The sequence below is a fragment of the Ruminococcus bovis genome (assembly GCF_005601135.1).
Taxonomy (GTDB): domain Bacteria; phylum Bacillota; class Clostridia; order Oscillospirales; family Acutalibacteraceae; genus Ruminococcoides; species Ruminococcoides bovis.
Map to the genome: position 1 here is coordinate 279,528 of NZ_CP039381.1, position 22,754 is coordinate 302,281.

A 22,754-nucleotide genomic window follows, 5' to 3' on the forward strand; every position below is an offset into this window, starting at 1 on the left:
TTTACCCTCCTAATTAATTGTCTTTCTTTCGTTGTATGTGGTAACAAATTTTTGTAAGTTGTTTATTCGGTAAAAATCTCATAAAGAAATTGGCACTTTTCATTGTAAATGATGGCATAATAATCATCTTATTCTTTAGTGCATTGTCTATGGCATACTTTGCAGCATAAGTTTGGTCAATACCTTTAATTGCAAAGTTAACACCGGCTACTTTGTTAAACTCTGTTTTAACAGGTCCGGGACAAAAACAACTGATATGAACATTGCTTTTCTTTCTTCTAAGTTCTTCATATATACCTTCGCTAAGTCTTACAACATAGTTCTTTGAGGCATAATATGAACTCATAAGAGGTCCTGCTAAGAAACCTGCCGAAGATGCTACATTAAGGATATGACCTTTATCTTTCTTAATAAAGTCCCTTAAAAACAGCTTAGTTAGAATATGAACTGCTGTAATATTGGTATTGATAAGGTCAATTTCTCTATCCAAATCAATATTAGCAAATTCTCCGTAAATACCAAAACCGGCATTATTAATAAGGAAATCTATATTTTCATTAGCAGTTTCTTCATAAAGTTTCTTTGCATTTTCAGGTACAGACAAATCTGTTGTGATTATCTTTACCTCAGGTTTACCTATTAAACTTTTCTTTAGCTTAACAAGGTTTTCTTCTCTTCTGGCTACAAGAATAAGTGAATATCCTTTCTTAAAAAGATACTTAGCCATTTCTCTACCCATTCCGGAACTTGCACCGGTAATAAGAGCCTTCATTTAATCACCAATTTCTAAAAATTATCCTTCAAGAACAACTTTGTCTTTTTCTAATTCTTCTTCATTTTCAGGCATACCAAGGTCATCTTCGTTGATAATGTCCTTAGTGTATGTTCTCCACTTAGTAACCTTTTTACCACCAATAGTATGCTTATAAAAATGTTGGGCATCTTTGTTCCATTCTAAACATTCCCACTTAATTTTCACACAATCATGGACTTTAGCTACCTTTTCGCATACATCAAAGAACTTTGTACCGATACCTTGACCTCTATAAGCACTTCTTACATAAATATCTTCAATGTACATTACCTTTTTCATAGGGAATGTTGCAATTTGGAAGAAGTATGTACAGAAACCAACAATTTCACCGTCAATCTCAGCCTTTAAAATATGCAATAGTTTTTCTTCAAAAACCATTTTGCGTATTTCATCAGGTGAAGCTGTGTGGTAGTCTTCCATTCTTTCAAATGTAGCAAAATGCTTATATAGACGATAAATAAGGTCTAGATCCTTTTCTTCAATATAACTTACTTTTAATTTTCCCATTTTATGTTCTCCTCTTTTGTAAATAATTCTATAGTAGAATTATAAGTTGAAAACTTCCAAGTCATCAGGTACATAAAGGTTGCCTGAATAAAACTCTTTTCCCTCTTTTGTATATAGTTCTTTTCTGTCAGTGATGTTCTTATCCTCTGTATGATAAAGGATAAGGTTCTTTACATTAAGCTCTTCAGCTAAGATACAAGCATCCTTAACTGTTGAATGGTGCTTTTCATACGGATGAAACTTTTCCCTATCTTCATAAAGGCAAAAAGCCTCATGGAGTAAATATGTACTATTCTGTACATACTCTTTTTCCACTTCATTATATGGTTCATCACCACAACAAGTTAACTTATCTTCACCATAATACATAGTAAAACCGAACTGCTTTGCCTTAGTAGAATGAATATCAAAGAACTTTACTTTATTGCCTAATATAGTAACTTCATTACCATCTTCAACAGAAATCAGATGAAACTTTTTTCCTAAATAATCAATCTGTTTAGGTTGAAGTAGCATAGTAGCAATGTCAGTAATTATCTTTATTAATTCACTATGGGCATATAGGTTAACTTCACCATCAAAAGTGCCTCTACTCATATTCTGAGTAAATACTCTAACCAGCCAAATGATACCTGTAATATGGTCAATATGCTTATGTGTTACAAAGATGTTTTTGATTTTCTTCCCATCAATATTTGCCTTTTCAAGTTGGCTTAGGATTTGGTTTCCTCCACCACCATCAACTAGGAAATACTCATCATTTTGTTCAATTGCAAAACAAGTATTGTAGCACTTAGTTACCATTGCATTACCTGTACCTAATATAGTTAATTTCATAAATTTACCTCTTTAACTACATACGATTACATTATATCATCTACAAGATTTAACACAATATATATTTTTGCATAAATATATATTGTTGCATAAAAAGTTATACTACAAATTTTTGCAGAAAAAAGACGGAATAAATCCGTCTTAAAATATTAATAATTTAAATACTTTTTAATATGGTGCAATAGCCGGAATAAAATTTCTGGCTACTGAATATATTACTGACAATATTATTAAAGTATAAATAAACTTATTGCTATGTATAGGAAAATGAAAATTCTTTCCAAACACCTTTAATACTAATTCAAAATAGTACATTAACGCAAGAACTATGCCAAAAATTATAAAAGCATTTTGTCTTAATGAAAGTAAAAAATCAAAATGCAACAAAGCAATAACCGACCTAGTCATTCCACATCCGGGACAATTAATGTGGAAAAGTGTATATGTTATACATGGTGGCAAAGAAATATTATTTGCCACATATACTGCCAATATACATAATAAGAAAACTGCTACTAAGGGTACTAAAAACACCAGTACCTTTTTTACAATACTTTTATTCATAACTTTCCTAACAAAAAAGACGGACAACAGCCCGTCTTTTTGAATAACATAATTAACTATTAATAATATCTACTAGTATTATATACAGCACTAAATGAACCATAAACTACTAGTACATAAATGAAGTAAATTGCCCATATTGCAAGTGCAATAATTGAAAGTACAATACCTGCAGTAGCCATACCGTTATCTGTTGGCTTTTTCTTACGAGAAAGAACACCAAGGACAATACCTACAATTGAGCAAACTGAACCACAACAGAAGAAAGAAACAATACCTAGAACTAATGAAGCAATAGCAAGGCCTCTGCTATTGTCCTGAGGTTGCTGATACTGGTTAGGAGCATAGTTGTTATAATTGTTGTAGTTATTTGGCTGATTGTACTGAGGCTGATTATACTGTTGCTGATTGTACTGAGGCTGATTATACTGTTGTTGATTGTACTGTGGCTGATTATACTGCTGATTGTACTGTTCATTCTGTTGATTATACTGATTGTTTTGCTGATTATTTTGCTGATTGTTAAAGTTTTCGTCCATAATTTCCTCCAAATCATTTTATATATCAATTTTATACTATATCCATTTAAAAGTCAACATATATATTATTTTTGTCAATTTTTTGCCATTTCACATTGGCATATGTTTGACAATTATAATAAATAGTTTATAATGTAATTATATTTATGTAGGAGGAAGATTATGTTTATTTCAACAACAGAAACAGTACCGGGTATGAATTATCAAATTCTTGGTGTTGTACAGGGTAACACAGTACAGTCAAAGGACTTTGTAAGTGACTTTAAACAAGGTTTTAAGAGCATTGTCGGTGGTGAACTAAATGAGTATACAGAAATGATGAATACTGCAAGAGGTGTTGCTCTAGACAGAATGGTTAATCAGGCAATTCAGATGGGTGCTGACGGTGTTATTGGTATTAGATACACAACATCATCAATTTTACAACAAAGCTCTGAAATCTTAGCATATGGAACTGCTATTAAGTTCGTTTATTAATTTTAATATTTAATTCTATATAAGAAAAAGTCCGATTTTGTCGGACTTTTCTTTTTACCTAATTTTGATATTTTATATTTTCATTAATGATTATCGGATAACTGATAAGTGTATCACTGTCTAAATTTTCCTTATGCATATCTATTGCAGTAATCTGGTGGTTATCATATGTTGTATAGTAGTAAATACCCTTATCACAATTACAACAAGAAGTATAAATTGTAATCTCATACTTACCCTCAGTTACTTCACAACAGCCTCTTTGTTGGTCAACTGAATTTAGAATATGGAAAAACTGACTTACACTTGAATTTTCTTCCGGAGAAGATTTACTGTTCATTTTCACAAATGCAACTCTGGCAAATCTTGATGCTGATGATAAGTCCCCGGGTAAACCTAAAGCACCCATTCCCCTACTATACTGAGTGAAATCTAACTTTTCATTTTGAGAAAAAGTATTTTCCGGTTGTTTAGGAGAAAGTCCCATATAGTTATTAAGCATAAACATTTGCTGAGGATATGGAGGGTTATTTGTTAAGACACCTACTTTATTATCATAAATGTGCATACCATCTTCCATTGTTTCTACAACAATACAACTTTCCTTATCAGCAACAATATAGTGTAATTGAGCTAAAGGGTAATTTTCATTAAACTGAGTTGCAGTAATATTTATATTCTTTAGCTTTTTCTTTACCTCTGTAACATTTGCACATTGACTGAGAATATAGTTAATAAACTCATACTGTGCTACATTTTCTTTATCCTTATCAACATCATAATACTTTGCATTACCAACAAAATTAAGACCTGCCATACCAAGACCTTTTTCATTAATTGCATCATAATACAGTGGATAATCATTTGCAATATGAGCCATACCAATCATAGCATAGTGATTCTTCACTTCACCCATAAAGTGAAAATTAATAGGATAATTTCTAGGTGTTATTGCTACTACTTCACCATAAGAAAATTCATAATCAAGTGTTCTGCCAAAATAAAAATCATTTGTCTTGTATGTTGCTGATGTACACATAATATGCTCCTTAGTTTTAATCTTATTTTCCCTAAATTATTATAGATTTAGTATATCATTTTATAAATTATTCAGCAATGTTTTTTATATAATTTTCAGATTGCTCTGTTAATTATTTTGTTTTATATGTAGAATATAATGAGTTTGATAAATTTGGGTTTTTCAATTTTGATTTTTGATAAGATAAATTGGTTTTACAAATTAGGGTTTTTCAATTTTGTCTGTGGGTAAAGGTGAGATTAATAAATTAGGGTTTGTGGGGATAAAAAAATCCTTGTTTTGTGATAGTTATTTAGAATTAGCTGAGACTAACCAGCCTCCCTTGTGTAAAGGGAGGGGGACCACGAAGTGGTGGAAGGATTGTTTTGGTAGGCACTTTAGATTATATAAGATTTATTCGATATATGATTTAGGGAACGAACACTGTTCGTTCCTATATTTATAGATAACTCTTATCTAATCGTACACATTTTATCTAGAGAACACAATCTACCGTGACAATCCCTCTGTTTTGCATTGCAAAACATCTCCCTTTACACAAGGGAGACTGGCGAATATGTACAAATTTAAGGTAACTACATAAGACAAAATAAGAACAAATTTTATGGCTTACAGTCGTAGGGGCGAACATCGTTCGCCCGTTTAATAGTAAAATGTTTTATACAATTTTGTCCTATGTAGAAACTAGAAATTATAACTTACTACATAGGGCAAAGTACCTATATAAAGGCTAGTTTGTAACGGGACATCAATGATGTCCCCTACAACTGTATCTCATAATGTTCATTCTATTTTATAGTTAGAGATAAAGGAAAGTTTCATCTATGATGATATTTTAAACAAGTTTAAAATATCAACCACTCCTTCAGTCATTCTTTAAAAGGTGAATTGCTTTGCAATTCACGAATGACAGCTCCCTCAGCGAGGGAGCCTTTGTCTTTACCATAATTTATACTAATTTATAAAGTCTGTACTATTTAAAAATTGCGTACTTATTTTAGATTTGTGCAAACTATTTTGCCTCCCTTGTGTAAAGGGAGGGGGACCACGAAGTGGTGGAAGGATTGTCTAGTAGGCAGTAATAGATAGATAAAATTTAGATAGGAAAACAAAACCTATTATATATCTATCGAATAAAACTGATATATTAAAAAGTATGTACCATAACAATCCCTCAGTCGCTCTTTAAGAGTAAATTGTCATTCTTCCAATTTACGAGCGACAGCTCCCTTTACACAAGGGAGCCTTATTTGCTAAAATTTAAAACTTTGAGTTTATCCTCACAAACCCTAATTTATAGAAATAATTATCAAATCACACAATGAAATTTACCTCTATGTACAAACAGAATTAAAAAAACAAAATTGAAAAAATGATTTATCTAAAAAGTAAGGGAGCAGTCAAAAGACTGCTCCGGTTTATTTACTATTTATATAAACAACTAATAGCATTAACTATTAATTGAAGTAGTTCCATACAGAGTCTTCGTTACTACCGTTTGATGAGTTGTCACTACCATATGAATCGTTATATGAGTCGCTACCACCATTGCCGTAGATATTGCTTGAATTATCTGAACTGTTGTTGCTTGAGTTACTGCTGTTTGAATTTGTTTCACTCTTTGATGCTTCTTTAATTGTAACAGTTAAAGTCTTTTGAGAGCCGTTTCTTTCAACAACAAACTTTAGCTTATCTCCAGCCTTTGAGTTAGTAACAATTTTCTTAACATCAGCACTTGAAGAAACCTTTTCTCCGTTGATGCTCATAATCTTGTCACCCTTCTGTAGACCTGCTTTATCAGCCTGACTATTTTCTGTTACAGAATAAACATAAACCATATCCATATAATCTTGCATTACTACACCGATAGCACCCGGCTTACCCTTAACATAACCGTATTTCTTTAGGTCATTTAGGATAGACTCAACATCATTAATAGGGATAGCAAAGCCCAAACCTTCAACACTTTCGTTAGAGCTACTGCTTGATGCCTTTGCTACAACAATACCGATTAGGTTACCTTGACCGTCAAATAGGCCACCACCTGAGTTACCCGGGTTAATAGCTGCATTTGTCTGTAGCAGGTTCATACTGTTGTTATCAATTGTTACTTCTCTATCCAGTGCTGAGATGATACCGTCTGTAACTGTACCACCAAGTTCACCTAGAGGGTTACCGATAGCAACTGCCTTGTCACCTACTGCAAGTTTATCGCTATCGCCAAATACTGCAGCAGTTAGGTTATCGTCACTCTTTGGTTCAATCTTTAGTAAAGCAACATCCTTGTCTGAGTCAGAACCGATTAGCTTTGCAGTATATTCGTTACCGTTCTTTAGAGTAACTTTAATTGACCTTTCATTTTCAATAACATGATGGTTAGTAACAATGTAACCATCCTTATCAATAATTACACCTGAACCTGCACCCTGAGATACTGCCTGACCGTAGAACGAATATGAAACAGATTCTGTAACAATTTCTACTACTGAGTCAGCAACTTTGCTTGTAATATCCTTTGTTGAAAGTGCAGTACCGTTTGTTGAGTCTGTGCCACCTGTTGAACTACTCTTTGTTACATTAAGACCTGTAGTTGTTGAATTTTTATTTGCCAGTAGGTAATAAGTACCAACACCACCGCCTACACCAAATACTGATGCAATTAAGAAACAAGCAACCAATGCAATAGCTACTGTACTTCTTGTTACAGGCTTCTTTTCTTTCTTAACCGTTTTGTGGTTAAAGTTTCTAGGGTTATTCTGTCCATTATTTGGAGTAGCTCCCCATTCATATGAGTTAACAGTTTCGTTATAGTTAGGAGCAACATTTTGCTGACTGTTTTCAAAGAAAGAATGTCTTTCTCTATAAGACTCACTGTCACTATATGGGTCATTGCCATAGCTTTGATGATTGTTACCTACACTATAGTCAGGGTTAAAACCTTGGTTACTGTTTTGATTATTGTAATAATTTTGGTTGTTAGACTGTTGATAATCTTCCTGAGTAAATTCGTTAGTTAAATCCAAATCATCATTTTGATTATTTACCGGTGGTTCGCCACCATTTGTACCGTTAAAGTTGTTGTAATTGTTATTATCATACATATTAAGGTCCTCCTTAAATCATCTATATTAATTGATTTTTGAATTATGTTTCAAGAGGTTTATCTCTTGTGTTGGTATTATAATAAAATGCCAAAGTGAAAACTGTATGAAATAGGAGTGTTTTTATAATGGAAAATATAAAAATAACAAATTCACATTAAACACTTCACTATTCACTATCTATATATAAGTATTGCTTTTCATATATATGTAAATTTTAAACAAGATAATTTCTATTTATTCTTTTTATTTGGTATGTGATTGTATGTGCTAAAATGATATGACCCAATAAAAAAGAGGAGTAACTTCAAAATATGGTATAATGGAATCGCTAAAAAAACATTAACCTAAGAAAGAAGTACTCCTCATGAATATAATAACACAAGAAGCAAAGAAAAAGCAAGCCATAGTAAAATACGCACTAAGAAAAGGAAAAAGCGAAGCAAGTAGAGTGTACGGTGTAAGTCTTTCAAGCGTAAAGAGATGGTGTAAACAATATGACGGTACCTGGCAATCGCTATTGCCTAAATCACGCAGACCACATAGTCATCCCAACAGACACACAAAAGAGAAGAAAGACAAATTAGAAATTCTTTTAAAAGTGCTATGAAAGATATGGATGGGATGGAGTATACAGTGATTTAAAGAGAAAAGGATATACAAGAAGCTATTCAGGAATGATATATGCTGCAAAAAGAATGGGCTTAGTAAAATATAAAAAGACCAAGAAAAAGAGCCGTAATCATAGAAGATATCCGGAGCTGTTAATACCTGGAGAAAAGGTGCAGATAGATGTAAAAGAAGTGCCATACAATTGCTTAAGAGGCAAGGCTTTAAGGGACGGAAAGCATTTTTATCAATGGACTGCAATAGATGAATGTACAAGAATGAGATTTGTATATGGGTTTGAAGAACATACACCGGAAAACTCAACTAAATTCTTGAAAATGTTATTAAAAGAATTTCCGTTTAAAATAAAACGGTTCAAACAGATAACGGAAGAGAGTTCACATATAAATATCAAAGCAGTGAAGTGAAAAGTCCTTTTGAAATAGAATTGAACAAATTAGGTATAAATCATAAATTAATACCACCACGAACACCTTGGCACAATGGGAAGGTAGAAAGAAGTCATAGAAACGACCAAAGATATTTCTATGATTGGGAAACATTCAAAAATATTGAAGAATTAAATACAAAGTTAAAAGGACATTTAGAATGGAGTAATAACAAGACAATGAGAACACTTGAATACAAAAGTCCAATGCAGTTATTGAGTGAAAAGTTAGAATTGAAATCCATTAACTGATAATTCATAATCAAAAAGTCAGTAAAACAAGCGAAATATTAAATCATATTTTATTTTTACCCTAAAACGGGTCATATCTATTTACAACACAGATTATTCTTTTTATTTGGTATGTGATAATCTTTAAAAATTCTACATATTATGATAAAATATGAAGTCGGAAGGTACAGAAAGAGGATGACAACAATGACTTTGAAAAAGAAAAAAATATCACTGGTTCTCCATAGTATTATGTGTGTTATGGGTGGCTTTATGGGTGGCTATGCTATCTTTTGCAGAATGAGTAACTTTGGTAACGCACAGACAGCCAACCTAATTGAAATTATTACCGGAATAGTTGGTAAAGATTTCTTTGATGTAATGTTAAGGTTAATTGGTTTAGGAATATATGTTTCAGCCATTATAATATGTGTTGTGTTAAGGCTAAAAACCGGTATCAACCTAAATGCATATTCAATTATGGTTGATGGTGCAGGACTGATACTTCTTCCTTTGATACCTGCCCATATTAATCCTATAATAGGTATACTTCCAATATTCTTTATGATGTCAACTCAGTGGAGTGTTTTCCATGGTGTCGGCAAGTTTAACAGTTCCACAATTTTCTCAACAAACAACATAAAACAATGCACTACCTCATTTGCTGAATATTTAATTACCAAAGACAAGCATATGCTTAGAAAAGGTAAATTCTATGGCAATACTCTTTTTTGGTTTCATATTGGTGTTGCAATAGGTGCAATTCTAAGCAGTATTTTCGGTACATATGCAAGTTGGTTTGGCTTTCCTATTCCACTTGTTGCTTTCTTTGTAAATGTTTACGCTGACAAAATCGACCATGTTACTCACCTTGAACAACATACATTCTAATATTAAGATACAAAGTAAAATCCCCATATCAGATGATATGGGGATTTATGTATTTATAAATTTCACACACCCTATTAGCTAACCTTAACAGTACAATTTGCGTACTTTTTGCTACCGTCACAGGCTGTTGCTCTAACAGTAGTTTTGCCCTTTTTCACACCGGTAACTTTGCCGTTTTTATCAACTTTGGCAACCTTAGTGTTGTAAGATTTCCAGGTAACAGACCTACGATTTGCATTTGACGGTGAACAGGTAGCCTTAAGTCTATAGGACTTTTTCTTTTTTAAAGAAATAGTATTTTTATTTAACTTTATTCCGGTAACTCTTTGTACAACCTTAACAGTACAAGAATCACTAACCCTTGGACTATCAACAGAAGTTGCAGTGATTTTCGCAGTACCCTTACCTTTCATAGTAACTCTACCGTTAGAATCAACTGTTGCAACTCTATTGTTGCCTGATTTCCAAGTAACTCTTGTATTACCTGCATTGTATGGTGTTACTCTTGCAGAAAGCTTCAGTGAACCGGACTTGTTGGTTCTATAATATGTATAGCTACTGCGATTTAGGGTAACATCCTCTACTTCACCATTAACATAAAAATCTTGTTCAAGGAACGGGTAATTATCGCCATTTAATGTAACAGAAATTGTACTCTTGCCTTGTTCAAGTCCTAAAATTTTACCTAACTTATTGATTACACAAACATTCTTGTTTGATGAATCAAATGTTACTGAACTAGGGTCAATCTGTGTATAGGAAATACCATTATAAAAAGATATTGTTGCTCTGGTAGAGTTATTCTTACAAAGTGAAGTATTACCAAAACGAATTCTTGCTTCGATTAAAGATTTTTTAAAAGATACAAGACCTGAATCATTTGCTTCAACATCATAATTAGTTCTATCAACAATTAGATTGTTTTCTTTATCAATACCAAAGATTAAAACCCAATAAAAAGAACCATCAACTTCTACAGCACCTACACCTACACTTTTATAGTAGTCTGTAAGAATATCTTTTCTACTACTACTGTTTTGTAGCCACTGTTCAATAACATAATCGGTTGATGAAGAACCGGTAAAAATATCTTCACCATAAGCTCTGTCAAAAGCAGAATAGAAACTTTCGCCATTTGGACGGTCATGAGAGAACTTAATAGCAAGTTCTTTACATCGCAACATTGCGTAATCCATAAGTTCCTTGTCCATTACAATTTTGCTTCTTGATTCTGAAACACGCTCTCTATTTATTGCATCAAAAATCATAACTGATAATGATAAAACTGCAACTAAAAATAAGGAAATCAACTTTTTCATAAAACCACTCATTCTATATTAATAAACAAAAAATTATACATTACTCTTTCCTTATATAGATTATATAACAAAAATTCCTCAATTACTATGGTATTTATGTATAAATTTATAACTTGCTTTTTATACATTATAACATTAAAAATCTTTGTTTTACTCAAATTTCTTAATAATAATTATTTAAAAGCAAAATAAAATATGTTAAAATAGTAGAAAAGAGGTGAAATATATGGAAATCAAAAATTTTATGGATATAATGAATTTAACTTCCCAACTAAAAGACAACACAAGACACAGCTGGTCACCTAAAGGTAAAAAAGAAAGTGTTGCCGAACATTCTTGGAGACTAACTGTTATGGCTTATTTCACTAAGGATGAATTTCCTAATGTGGATAATGATAAGGTTATAAAAATGTGTTTACTTCACGATATGGGTGAAGCCTTTACCGGGGATATTCCGTCATTTTACAAAACTGAAAATGATGAAAACAAGGAAGAAGAAATTTTACTTAACTGGGTTAGCACCTTACCTGAACCATACAACAAGGAACTTTTCTGTCTTTATGATGAAATGATTAAGCAAGAAACTGAGGAAGCTAAGGTGTATAAAGCACTGGATAAGCTAGAGGCATCTATATCTCACAATGAAGCTCCAATTAGCACTTGGATTGATATTGAATACAAGCTAAATCCTGTTTACGGATATGAAGAATGTCAGTTCAATCCATACCTAAAAAGACTTCAAAACAAGATAAAAGAAATTGCCCTTGATAAAATTGAAAATGAAGGAAAAATATAGTAAAAATAACCAAATAAACAGTTTAAACTTTAACTAATTTTTCCCTTTATTTTTCTTTAAGTTCATTATATAATGAAGTAAAATAAACACATAAAGGAGTGTTATATTATGAAAAGAAAGAAAGAAAAAGTTTTGAGTCTTGTTCTTTGTATTGCAGTTATATTAAGTTCAATGTTCGCATTTAACTTTAGTTTCTCGGTATTTGCCGATGACAATACCGGTGGCGACACTACCTCATCAACTCCTACCACTACATTAAACAACACTTTACCAACAGATCATACAACAACTACAACAACTACAACAGATCATACAACAACTACAAAGCCTACTACTACAAAACCTACTACTACAAAACCGGTTGTAAAGCCAATTTCTGTTGGTAATATATCAAACCTAAAGGTTTCAAAGATTGCTTCAAATTACATTACAGTAAAATGGAACAAATCTAAGAATGCAACTAACTATAAGGTTGAATACAGAAAAGTTGGTAGCAACCAAAAGTGGTACTATGTAAATACTGTTAAATCAAATACTGCTAATGTTACTAAGCTATCAGAAAATACTCTTTACTACATCAAGGTAACACCTATGATATTTAAGGATAAAAAGAATTACTATGGCAAAAATGCTACAGTAAAATCTTCTACTGCTACAAGCAAGGTTACAGGCTTAAAGGTAACTGATAACGGTAAAAAAATTTCTATTAAGTGGAATAGAAATAAGAATGTAACAGGTTATAAAGTATATCGTGCAAGTGGTGTTAGTAACGGTAAATATGTTTACTATAAGACAATCAAAAAGAATAGCACAACTACCTTTACCGACAATAAAGTTAGCACCGGTAAAATCTACTACTACAAATTAAAGGCATATCGCACTTATAACAATTATGGCACTGTTGTTTCTAACTATTCTAATGCTGTAATGAGTACTTGTGGCTTATATGCAACAACTGTTAAAACTAAGAGTGAATTAAGCAAAATCACAGTTACTTGGTCAAAAGTTCCTGCAGCTACAGGCTACAAGGTATATCAATCAACTAATAGCAACAGAAAAAGCTTTAAGTGTGTTGCAAAGACTACAAGCAGAAGTTTTACCACCGGAAAACTATCAAGAAACAAAACTTACTATTTCCAGGTTCAGCCTTACAAAACATACAAAGGCAAGGAACTAAAACCTACTGTTTCCCCTAAGATTAAGTCACAAAAGGCAACAAGTACAATCTTTGGTCAAGATGTTGGCAATACATATATTGAAATCAACATTAAGCAACAACATATGTGGTTCTACATTAACGGAAAGCTTTATGTAGATACACCGGTTGTAACAGGTATGGCTGATGGTGTTCATGATACACCAAAGGGTGTTCATACAATCTTTGTTCATCAGTCCCCATCAAGACTGGTTGGTGACACATGGGATGTTGTTGTACAATATTGGATGCAGTTTACTGCTGATGGTTGTGGTATTCACGACTCAACATGGAGAGCAAGTTATGAATATGGTGGCAATACTTACCTAACTGATGGTTCTCATGGTTGTGTTAACACACCACTTGATAAGGTTGCAAAAATCTTTAAGAAAGCTCATAACGGCACAATTGTTGTTGTTCATTAATTAATCATAGCTATTAATTAATAGTAAATAATTAAAAGTTAATTATAATTATTTGAGGGTTACATCTGTAACCCTCTTTTTTATATATGCTATTTATTTTGTTAATTAAAAAGACAAATCATTTTTTAATTATGATTGTGGTTTTTAATCCAATTGCACCAATATATAAATTAGGTTTTTCAATTTTGCTGTGGGTAAAGGTGAGAATGATAAATTAGGTTTTTTCAATTTTGTCTGTGCGTAAAGGTAGGATTGATAAATTAGGGTTTGTGGTGCTAGATGTAAAGTGTCAAATTTTAGCAAATAAGGCTCCCTTGTGTAAAGGTATTCCCTTGCTAAGGGAAATGTCCCGAAGGGACAAAGGGTTTGCCGTTTTCGCTAGAAAAGCTAGTCGCTCGTAAATTGGAAGAATGACAATTTACTCTTAAAGAGCGACTGAGGGATTGTTATGGTACAAACTTATTTACTATATTAATTTTATTCGATAGATGACTTTTATCTAATCGTACACATTTTATATAGAGAACACTAACTACCGTGACAATCCTCCCGTCAGCTTAACGCTGACACCCTCCTTTACACAAGGCGGGCTTTTGTCTGTACAAATTTCAAATATCTACATAGGGCAAAGCACCTATATAAAGGTTAGTTTGTAACGGTCCAACAGTGTTGGACCCTACACCTGTGAGTCAGAGTTTTATATAATTTTAGGTAAATAATCTCACTACGAATTTTTCTTTATAGCCAATTATTTTCCTTTACCCACAATCAAAATTGAAAAACCCTAATTTATTTAACTAACCTATCTACACGCAGAAACAAAATTGAAAAGCCCAAATTTGTAAAACAAAATAACCAAACAAAAACCACCCAACACTACATCAATTAATAAACTGTAGCATTAGGTGGTTTAATTACTTTATTAATATCTTATATTGATAAAAGTATATTAAGGAAAATCTTTACCGTAAAGTTCTATTAGTGCATCAATTAATTTAGAACGAAGTTCTGAAACAGAAAGTTGATTAACATAATCCGAAATAACCTCATATATAAATGAATCTTTTATTTCTTCATTATCTTCATAGTCTTCAAAATCTTCATCAGGATAACCATACATTTCGTTAAATCTTTCTTCTATTCTTTCTTCTTCAACATTTTTAATATACCGTTCAGCTTCATTAGGAAAAGCAGTAAAATACAATGCAACCATATGTTTGCAAATTTTTCGATTATCTTTAGCAAATGGACAGTTACAATATGTATTCTTTACAGTATGATTAATATCTATCTTAACATCATATGTAGTAGTACCCTTAACACTACCATAAAAAACAGAGTCAGATTCTTTACGGAAATTGATTACTTTTTTATCTTTATAATATTCATAACCTCTCCATATAACAGAGGCTCTTGCTTGATTTAAAATACCCATAATATTTCCTTTAATTATTATCTAGCCTTTTGTAGGAATGAATAATTATACTTCTCAATATCATTAAAGGTAGATTCTGAATAATTACCGGATGGTTTATACCAACTAAACTGCTGGTAATGTTTCTTAATTGAGTCGGTAGTAAAGTTGTAACCATGTAAGGCACAAATATCATTAATAGCAGTTTGAATATCATCAGCTGATTTACCCTTTAGATCTGCTGAAGTTAACTTTCTGCTTGAAATATCAGGGAACACTAAACCCACATTATCACTACTTCTATTTGCTTTAGTGACAGAAGTTGCTGATGGGTCTGTGGTATCTGTTGAACTTGATGCCATTGTTGTTGATGCGCCATTCTTATCAATTGGATAACCACCATCAAACACAACACTATTACAAATTAGCTGAATATCACTTTCTTTATTAAGTGCATCATATGCCTTTTTCATATTCTTATTTTTAGTGCTATATTTCTTTTCTGTCGGTGTTGTACACACTAAGTAATAAGTAGTATCCCCTATTGTTACTGTGCCATATTCGGTAAAATTAGCACCGGTCTTGTATTCATCTGTTGGGAATAAATTGTAGGTAAAAATTTCACCTAAGCTTTGGTCAAGACTATGGTTGTCCTTTTCATAAAAAGTAACTGATGAACCACCATAATTATTTGACTCTTCTGTAACGGCATATTTATTTTCCCAAGTCTGTGGCAAAACAAATGTTGCACCTAATAAATCTGAATGATAATTATATTCTTTTGAAGAAGATGGTTCCGTTGATGACTTTGCAAGTGTAACCACCTCTGAATTACCCTGAAATGTTGTTTCCTCAGTTGTAGGTGTAGTTGTGGATGTTGGTTCTTCTGAAAAATAATTTAATGGATTTTGACAACCACAAAAAGTAAGTACAACTGTTAAAGTTAAAATTAAAAATGGAATAAACTTTTTCATACAATACCCTCTTTCATTAGGATTATAGCATAATAATTCTATTATGTAAAATTCTTTTGAAATTATTTAAACTTAAACTTTATCAATTGTAAACCGTTTACTCATATTGACACTTGACAATTGTTGTGTTATAATAGGTTTACCTGTGAATGGTTCTTTATTCAAAGGGGAGAAAAATGAATAATTTTACACTTATTTCTAAAAAACAATCTAATGAGGAAGGAGATTTTGAGTCATACGGTATTCGGTGCAATTGTTTTGATAGCAACCTTGCAATTGAAGATATAACAACTGAATGGGATTAGATTGAATATATCATCAATGCTTTCAACACTCACCTGCCGGAAGAGGTCCATATATATGATATTTTAGAAAATTACCTTTTAGATTTTACTGATTTCTAAAATCGTGTTATAATCTACTTGGTGATACAATATGATTTGCAATTTATGTCCGAGAAAATGTAACGCAGAAAGAAATGATAGTGTAGGCAAAGGCTACTGCAAAATGCCAAAATCTCTTTATGTTAGCCGTGTAGCCCACCACTACTGGGAAGAACCCGTTATCAGTGGTAAGAAAGGTACTGTAGCAGTGTTTTTCACCGGATGTACTCTTGACTGCATATACTGTCAAAATCGTGAAATTTCTCATAACAATTTAGGAAGAAAAGTTACCATTGATGAACTGGCTAAGGAAGTTACCTTACTGCTAGACAAAGGTGCTGAAAGTTTAAGTTTTATTACACCAAGCCACTATACAAATGGGATTATACAGTTGCTTGATATAATAAGCCCAACAGTACCGGTTGTCTATAATACGAGTGGTTTTGACTCTATTGAAACACTTAAGAAACTTGAAGGCTATATTGATATTTATCTACCAGACCTTAAATATAGCAACAACGACTTAGGTTTAAAATATAGTAATGTAAGGAACTACTTTGATATTACATCAAAAGCTATTGAAGAAATGGTAAGACAAACCGGTAAACCTGTCATAAACCAAGATGGTATTATGGAGAAAGGTACAATGGTTCGTAATTTAGTATTGCCAAGTCATACGAAAAATTCCATTGAAGTAATAAATTATCTTGCAGAAAAATATGGAGATAAAATATTATTTTCACTAATGGGACAGTACATTCCATATGGAGATGCAAAAAATAATAAAAAGTTAAACCGTAAAATTACAAAAAGAGAATATGAAAAGGTTTTGTCAGCTTTTGAAAGTAGTGGTCTTAACGGTTACTGTCAGGAACTTTCATCAGCAAGTGAAAAGTACATACCGGAATGGGATTCGGATGTATTATAAATTTTTTCATATTACAGTTAATCGGAACATTCGCAGTAAAGGAAAGGTAGATACAATAATATAGAGTTTTTAATTTGAGAAATAAAATTATATATTACTTGGGATAAAGGAGCTTTAAGTAGTTCCTTTATTTTTTTACACTTTAAAAATTTTGTTCTTATTTATTATTCTAATATAGAATTATATAAATAATTCAAACACAAAAAAGCCTCCCAAAAGGGAGGCTATAATTTGCATAAATTAATTATTTTGCGTAATCAGAAACTCTTGATTCACGAATAATATTAACTTTGATTTGACCAGGATATTCAAGCTCCTGTTCAATCTTCTTACTGATTTCTCTGGCTAGTGGAGCCATCTTGTCATCATTAATCTGTTCAGGCTTAACCATAACACGGATTTCTCTACCGGCTTGAATAGCAAAGCAACTGTCAACACCAGGGAAGCTCTTACCAACTTCTTCAAGCTGTTGTAGTCTCTTAATGTAATTTTCAATGTTTTCTCTTCTAGCTCCGGGTCTTGCAGCAGAAATAGCATCAGCAGCCTGAACAATACAAGCTACAACTGTCTTTGCTTCTACATCACCATGGTGAGCATGAATAGCATGGATAACTGCGTCACTTTCTTTATATTTTCTGGCAACTTCAACACCAAGCTGAATGTGAGAACCTTCCATTTCATGGTCAAGTGCTTTACCAATATCGTGAAGTAAACCGGCTCTCTTAGCAACTGTTGGGTTAAGACCTAGTTCTGAAGCAATCATACCTGAAATATAAGCAACTTCAATTGAGTGTCTCAGTACATTCTGACCATAAGAGGTTCTGTACTTTAATCTACCAAGAAGTTTAACAAGCTCAGGGTGAAGGTTGTTAACACCAAGTTCAACAACTGTTCTCTCACCTTCGGCCTTAATAGTAGCTTCAACTTCTCTTCTTGCCTTTTCAACAGTTTCTTCAATTCTTGCAGGATGGATTCTACCATCTGAAATAAGTTTTTCCAAAGCAACTCTTGCAATTTCTCTTCTAACAGGTTCGAAAGAAGAAAGTGTAATTGCTTCAGGAGTATCGTCAATAATAAGATCAACACCTGTAAGTGTTTCAATAGTACGAATGTTTCTACCTTCTCTACCGATGATACGACCTTTCATATCATCATTTGGAAGAGATACAACAGAAACAGTAGCTTCCGATACTTGATCAGCAGCTAAACGCTGAATAGCAAGACTGATAATATTTCTTGCTCTCTTGTCGGATTCTTCCTTTAGCTTTTCCTCATATTCAAGGATTTTTACAGATTTTTCATGGTCAAGTTCTGTATCAAGCTGTTGTAGTAAGTAATCCTTAGCCTGGTCAGCAGTATAACCTGAAATTCTCTCAAGCATTTCAAACTGACTTTTCTTAACCTGTTCAACTTCTTGAAGCTTTTGTTCAACTTCCTTTTGCTTTCTCTGGTAGTTGTTTTCCTTCTTCTCAAGGTTGTCCATCTTTCTGTCAAGAGTTTCCTCTTTTTGCTGAATTCTTCGTTCCTGACGCTGAACTTCTTTTCTGCGATCAGAAATTTCCTTTTCGTTCTCATTTCTTAGACGATGAAGTTCATCTTTACCTTCAAGTAAAAATTCCTTCTTCTTAGCCTCAGCTGACTTAATTGCTTCAGAAACAATACGGTTTGCTTCTGTTTCGGCAGAACCAATAGCCTTTTCTGCAACTTGCTTTCTACGCTGGATACCAAGATAAACACCAACAGCAAGACCTGCAACAATAGCAACAACAATCAGCACAATAGCTAACCACATTGGCATAGGAAATGACACCTCCTTGTTTTGTTTTTTTAATAAATTCAAATTCATCAAAACAATCGACCGGGTGCCGTTAGACAGATATTCAATTTTTACGAAATATAAAAAAGGCAATTGCCCAATAAATTAATCATAAAACCCACAAGGGTAGTATTACCAGAATGTTGTGCATAAAAAAGCAAAAAATAAATATAATACTAAATGATTATCTATATATAACGGCTCAATAAGAGTCAATTAAAAGGAATTAAGCGAATAAATCACTTAAATTGCGTAAAAATAAAATCACGCTTACTAATATATTAATAGATAGAGGGAGGTTTGTCAAGATAAAAAATTTAAGATATTTCTTTATTGGAATTATAATTTGTCTTATATGTGAAAAACTGTACAGAAATACGACTTTATTTTTGGTAAAAATATTCCATATCATAAAATTTTCATAAAAGTCGTGTTAAATTTCTCACAAAGTATTGAAAAATTTACGAACTTGTAATAAAATATAAGTACCTTAAAATTTAGGAGGAATAAAAAATGGCAATTAAAGTTGCAATTAATGGTTTCGGCCGTATCGGTCGTCTAGCATTCAGACAGATGTTTGGTGCTGAAGGTTATGAAGTAGTAGCAATCAACGATCTAACAGATCCAGCTATGCTTGCACACCTACTAAAGTATGATTCTGCACAGGGTAAGTATGCTCTTGCTGACAAGGTTGAAGCAAAGGAATCTTCAATCGTTGTTGACGGTAAGGAAATCACAATCTATGCTAAGCCAAACGCTGCTGAACTACCTTGGGGTGAAATCGGTGTTGACGTTGTTCTAGAATGCACAGGTTTCTATACATCAAAGGCTAAGGCACAGGCTCACATTGATGCCGGTGCTAAGAAGGTTGTTATCTCTGCTCCAGCAGGTAACGATCTACCAACAGTTGTTTACTCAGTAAACGAAAATGTACTAACAAAGGAAGACAAGATTATTTCTGCTGCTTCTTGTACAACAAACTGTCTAGCTCCTATGGCTAAGGCTCTTAACGACCTAGCTCCAATCCAGAGCGGTATCATGAGCACAATTCACGCTTACACAGGTGATCAGATGATCCTTGACGGTCCTCACAGAAAGGGTGACCTAAGAAGAGCTAGAGCTGGTGCTGTAAATATCGTTCCTAACTCAACAGGTGCTGCTAAGGCTATCGGCCTAGTTATCCCTGAACTAAACGGTAAGCTAATCGGTTCTGCACAGAGAGTTCCTGTACCAACAGGTTCAACAACAATCCTAACATCAGTTGTTAAGGGTAAGGTTACAGTTGACGAAGTTAACGCTGCTATGAAGGCTGCTGCTTCTGAATCATATGGCTACAACACAGATCCAATCGTTTCTTCTGATATCGTTGGTATGACATACGGTTCACTATTCGATTCAACACAGACAATGTGCACATACATGGAAGATACAGACACAACTCAGGTTCAGACTGTTTCTTGGTATGATAACGAAAACTCTTACACATCACAGATGGTAAGAACAATTAAGTATTTCGCTGAACTATAATTTAATATTTAGTGTATTACTTCCCCACCGATTTTTCGGTGGGGTTTTTGTTTTACAATTTTTCATTTTTGTGTTATACTCTTCTCAAGAAATTTGATTTATTGGAGAAATTATGGAAAGACCTATATTAAACACACAGCTAGATAGCAAAACTTTTAAGGAATTTTATTACCTAAAAGAGGAATTAGTAAATTTTTGTAGAGAAAATAATCTGCCAACATCCGGTGGTAAAATTGAATTAACCGAAAGAATTGCATACTTTCTTGACACAGGAAAAGTACTACCACCTACTAAAACTAAAAGAAAAGCAAGTAATATTACTGTTATAACTAAAGATACTGAAATTGAAAATAATTTTGTCTGTTCAGAAACTCACAGAGCATTTTTCAAGGAACAAATAGGAAGTAGTTTTTCATTTAATGTAGCCTTTCAAAAATGGCTTAAATCAAATGCAGGAAAAACATACAGAGATGCTATTGATGTCTACTATAAAATCCTTGAAGAAAAGAAGAATAGCAAAGTAAAGAAAATTGACAGACAATTTGAATACAACACATACATTAGAGATTTCTTTGCTAACAATAAAGAAAAAAACCTTGATGATGCAATTAAGTGTTGGAAATATAAAAAACAACTACAAGGTCACAACAAGTATGAAAAATCTGACCTTGTAGCTTTAAAATAATTTTGGAGGTATAATTATGGATTTAAATTTTAGAATTGTTCATCAGAATTTTAATGTAGCTGACCTAGATACTTCTCTTGATTTTTATGAAAAGGCTTTAGGCTTAAAAGAAAAAAGCAGAATTGACGGTGACGGTTTTACTATCGTTTATGTTGGCAATGATACAACTGACTTTGTGCTTGAACTGACTTGTCTTGATGACCACCCTGAAAAGTATGACCTTGGTGAAGGTGAATTCCACCTAGCATTTAAAGTTCAGGACTTTAACAAGGCTCATTCACTTCATGAAGAAATGGGTTGCATCTGCTTTGAAAACCCTGATATGGGTATTTATTTCATCAATGACCCTGACGGTTATTGGCTTGAAATCATCCCTGAAAGTAAAGAACTTTAATTCTTTAATAGAATATTTATTCAAAGGAGTACATTGTACTCCTTTTTATGTTATACAAAAATAGGAGTAACCGAAAGGTTACTCCTAGGATACATCTTATATAATTCTAATACAGAACTATAATTAATAATTTTCCTGATGGATTTCAAAGAAAGATTGTGGGTGGTTACATACAGGGCAAACTTCCGGTGCTTTTGTGCCAACAACAATATGACCACAGTTGCGACATTCCCAAACCTTAACTTCTGACTTTTCAAAAACCTGAGCAGTTTCGATATTCTTTAGCAATGCTCTGTATCTTTCTTCATGATGCTTTTCAATTTCACCAACTGCTCTAAACTTTGCTGCTAATTCAGGGAATCCCTCTTCCTCAGCAGTTTTTGCAAAGCCATCATACATATCTGTCCATTCATAGTTTTCACCATCAGCTGCATCAGCAAGGTTAGACTTTGTGTCACCAAGACCTGCAAGTTCCTTGAACCACAATTTTGCATGTTCCTTTTCATTATCGGCAGTCTTTAGGAACAATGCTGACATTTGCTCATATCCCTCTTTCTTTGCTACTGATGCAAAGTAAGTGTATTTATTTCTTGCCTGAGATTCACCGGCAAAAGCCTCTTGTAAATTCTTTTCTGTTTGTGTACCTGAATACTTATTTGTTGCCATAGTTTTTTCCTCCTTAATAATTATCTTTTCAAAATCAGATGCCGGATGTTTACACAGTGGACAAATAAAGTCCTCTGGTAACTCTTCCCCAACATATTCATAACCACAAATTGTACAACGCCAAATCGTCTTACCATCAGTCGTTGTACCTACATTTTCAGGTTGTGGCTTAATA

At 32.9% G+C, this 22,754-nt stretch carries 24 protein-coding genes; 12 read left to right on the forward strand and 12 right to left on the reverse strand.

Translation table 11 applies throughout. The annotated features are described in order from the left end of the window. Positions 1 to 13: 13 nt before the first annotated feature. The 5 genes from E5Z56_RS01355 to E5Z56_RS01375 all read right to left on the reverse strand — a co-directional run bounded on the left by E5Z56_RS01355 (position 14) and on the right by E5Z56_RS01375 (position 3,261). The gene (locus E5Z56_RS01355) at positions 14 to 772 is read right to left on the reverse strand and encodes an SDR family NAD(P)-dependent oxidoreductase (RefSeq protein ID WP_138156189.1); all 759 of its coding nucleotides are present in this window, start codon (positions 770 to 772) and stop codon (positions 14 to 16) included. A gap of 21 nt (positions 773 to 793) precedes the next feature. Then, complete coding sequence (locus E5Z56_RS01360) at positions 794 to 1,321, reverse strand: GNAT family N-acetyltransferase (RefSeq protein ID WP_138156190.1); 528 nt, start codon at positions 1,319 to 1,321, stop codon at positions 794 to 796. 39 nt (positions 1,322 to 1,360) lie between these two features. Beyond that, positions 1,361 to 2,158: an MBL fold metallo-hydrolase gene (locus E5Z56_RS01365; RefSeq protein ID WP_138156191.1), complete on the reverse strand. Its 798-nt coding sequence runs from the start codon at positions 2,156 to 2,158 to the stop codon at positions 1,361 to 1,363. Positions 2,159 to 2,326: 168 nt separating this feature from the next. After that, the gene (locus E5Z56_RS12095) at positions 2,327 to 2,722 is read right to left on the reverse strand and encodes a DUF2752 domain-containing protein (protein WP_138156192.1); all 396 of its coding nucleotides are present in this window, start codon (positions 2,720 to 2,722) and stop codon (positions 2,327 to 2,329) included. A gap of 59 nt (positions 2,723 to 2,781) precedes the next feature. Continuing rightward, on the reverse strand, positions 2,782 to 3,261 hold the full coding sequence (locus E5Z56_RS01375) for a DUF4190 domain-containing protein (RefSeq protein ID WP_138156193.1): 480 nt from the start codon (positions 3,259 to 3,261) through the stop codon (positions 2,782 to 2,784). 162 nt (positions 3,262 to 3,423) lie between these two features. On the opposite strand from E5Z56_RS01375, the gene E5Z56_RS01380 reads away from it, so the two are divergent. After that, positions 3,424 to 3,738, forward strand: a complete 315-nt coding sequence (locus tag E5Z56_RS01380; protein ID WP_138156194.1) for a heavy metal-binding domain-containing protein — start codon at positions 3,424 to 3,426, stop codon at positions 3,736 to 3,738. A 58-nt stretch (positions 3,739 to 3,796) separates the two neighbouring features. Here the strand turns inward: E5Z56_RS01380 and bsh are convergent, their stop codons facing one another. Together bsh and E5Z56_RS01390 are read right to left on the reverse strand one after the other, a co-directional pair. Continuing rightward, positions 3,797 to 4,777, reverse strand: a complete 981-nt coding sequence (bsh, locus tag E5Z56_RS01385; RefSeq protein ID WP_138156195.1) for a choloylglycine hydrolase — start codon at positions 4,775 to 4,777, stop codon at positions 3,797 to 3,799. Between the two features lie 1,457 nt (positions 4,778 to 6,234). Next, on the reverse strand, positions 6,235 to 7,878 hold the full coding sequence (locus E5Z56_RS01390; protein WP_138156196.1) for a S1C family serine protease: 1,644 nt from the start codon (positions 7,876 to 7,878) through the stop codon (positions 6,235 to 6,237). A 367-nt stretch (positions 7,879 to 8,245) separates the two neighbouring features. Here E5Z56_RS01390 and E5Z56_RS01395 point away from each other — a divergent pair, with 367 nt between their 5' ends. The 4 genes from E5Z56_RS01395 to E5Z56_RS01410 all read left to right on the forward strand — a co-directional run bounded on the left by E5Z56_RS01395 (position 8,246) and on the right by E5Z56_RS01410 (position 10,057). Continuing rightward, the gene (locus E5Z56_RS01395) at positions 8,246 to 8,488 is read left to right on the forward strand and encodes a helix-turn-helix domain-containing protein (protein ID WP_138156084.1); all 243 of its coding nucleotides are present in this window, start codon (positions 8,246 to 8,248) and stop codon (positions 8,486 to 8,488) included. A 67-nt stretch (positions 8,489 to 8,555) separates the two neighbouring features. Next, complete coding sequence (locus E5Z56_RS01400) at positions 8,556 to 8,915, forward strand: transposase family protein (RefSeq protein ID WP_138156197.1); 360 nt, start codon at positions 8,556 to 8,558, stop codon at positions 8,913 to 8,915. Beyond that, positions 8,912 to 9,187 (forward strand): integrase core domain-containing protein, encoded by a 276-nt coding sequence (locus E5Z56_RS01405; protein ID WP_138156198.1) that lies wholly within the window; start codon positions 8,912 to 8,914, stop codon positions 9,185 to 9,187. Before E5Z56_RS01400 ends, E5Z56_RS01405 begins: the two co-directional genes overlap by 4 nt. Positions 9,188 to 9,373: 186 nt before the next feature. Beyond that, positions 9,374 to 10,057 carry a YoaK family protein gene (locus E5Z56_RS01410; protein WP_175405331.1) on the forward strand — a complete coding sequence of 228 codons (684 nt, stop codon included), beginning with the start codon at positions 9,374 to 9,376 and terminating at the stop codon, positions 10,055 to 10,057. A gap of 74 nt (positions 10,058 to 10,131) precedes the next feature. On the opposite strand, the gene E5Z56_RS01415 is transcribed toward E5Z56_RS01410, so the two are convergent. Then, entirely contained in the window at positions 10,132 to 11,376 is a 1,245-nt protein-coding gene (locus E5Z56_RS01415; RefSeq protein ID WP_175405332.1) for an Ig-like domain-containing protein, read from the reverse strand. A gap of 226 nt (positions 11,377 to 11,602) precedes the next feature. Here E5Z56_RS01415 and E5Z56_RS01420 point away from each other — a divergent pair, with 226 nt between their 5' ends. Both E5Z56_RS01420 and E5Z56_RS01425 read left to right on the forward strand, forming a co-directional pair. Continuing rightward, positions 11,603 to 12,172 carry an HD domain-containing protein gene (locus tag E5Z56_RS01420; protein ID WP_138156201.1) on the forward strand — a complete coding sequence of 190 codons (570 nt, stop codon included), beginning with the start codon at positions 11,603 to 11,605 and terminating at the stop codon, positions 12,170 to 12,172. A gap of 108 nt (positions 12,173 to 12,280) precedes the next feature. Beyond that, a complete protein-coding gene (locus E5Z56_RS01425; RefSeq protein ID WP_138156202.1) occupies positions 12,281 to 13,792 on the forward strand; it encodes a L,D-transpeptidase family protein in 1,512 nt (503 codons plus the stop codon). 949 nt (positions 13,793 to 14,741) lie between these two features. Here E5Z56_RS01425 and E5Z56_RS01430 read toward each other — a convergent pair. Both E5Z56_RS01430 and E5Z56_RS01435 read right to left on the reverse strand, forming a co-directional pair. After that, on the reverse strand, positions 14,742 to 15,227 hold the full coding sequence (locus tag E5Z56_RS01430; RefSeq protein WP_138156203.1) for an SWIM zinc finger family protein: 486 nt from the start codon (positions 15,225 to 15,227) through the stop codon (positions 14,742 to 14,744). Between the two features lie 17 nt (positions 15,228 to 15,244). Further along, on the reverse strand, positions 15,245 to 16,180 hold the full coding sequence (locus tag E5Z56_RS01435; RefSeq protein ID WP_138156204.1) for a YARHG domain-containing protein: 936 nt from the start codon (positions 16,178 to 16,180) through the stop codon (positions 15,245 to 15,247). 176 nt (positions 16,181 to 16,356) lie between these two features. On the opposite strand from E5Z56_RS01435, the gene E5Z56_RS11985 reads away from it, so the two are divergent. Beyond that, positions 16,357 to 16,485, forward strand: coding sequence for a hypothetical protein (locus tag E5Z56_RS11985; protein ID WP_269801950.1), 129 nt, complete (start codon positions 16,357 to 16,359; stop codon positions 16,483 to 16,485). 130 nt (positions 16,486 to 16,615) lie between these two features. Further along, positions 16,616 to 17,491, forward strand: a complete 876-nt coding sequence (locus E5Z56_RS01440) for a radical SAM protein (RefSeq protein WP_232842463.1) — start codon at positions 16,616 to 16,618, stop codon at positions 17,489 to 17,491. Between the two features lie 244 nt (positions 17,492 to 17,735). Here E5Z56_RS01440 and rny read toward each other — a convergent pair whose 3' ends face one another. Continuing rightward, entirely contained in the window at positions 17,736 to 19,289 is a 1,554-nt protein-coding gene (rny, locus tag E5Z56_RS01445; protein WP_138156205.1) for a ribonuclease Y, read from the reverse strand. Positions 19,290 to 19,820: 531 nt separating this feature from the next. On the opposite strand from rny, the gene gap reads away from it, so the two are divergent. The 3 genes from gap (at position 19,821) to E5Z56_RS01460 (ending at position 21,913) form a co-directional block, all read left to right on the forward strand. After that, positions 19,821 to 20,834, forward strand: coding sequence for a type I glyceraldehyde-3-phosphate dehydrogenase (gap, locus tag E5Z56_RS01450; protein WP_138156206.1), 1,014 nt, complete (start codon positions 19,821 to 19,823; stop codon positions 20,832 to 20,834). A gap of 112 nt (positions 20,835 to 20,946) precedes the next feature. Further along, on the forward strand, positions 20,947 to 21,519 hold the full coding sequence (locus tag E5Z56_RS01455; RefSeq protein WP_408638807.1) for a DUF6434 domain-containing protein: 573 nt from the start codon (positions 20,947 to 20,949) through the stop codon (positions 21,517 to 21,519). A gap of 16 nt (positions 21,520 to 21,535) precedes the next feature. Beyond that, positions 21,536 to 21,913, forward strand: a complete 378-nt coding sequence (locus tag E5Z56_RS01460; protein ID WP_138156208.1) for a VOC family protein — start codon at positions 21,536 to 21,538, stop codon at positions 21,911 to 21,913. A gap of 123 nt (positions 21,914 to 22,036) precedes the next feature. Here E5Z56_RS01460 and rbr read toward each other — a convergent pair whose 3' ends face one another. After that, a complete protein-coding gene (gene rbr, locus E5Z56_RS12280) occupies positions 22,037 to 22,705 on the reverse strand; it encodes a rubrerythrin (RefSeq protein WP_442223200.1) in 669 nt (222 codons plus the stop codon). Positions 22,706 to 22,754: the final 49 nt, after the last annotated feature.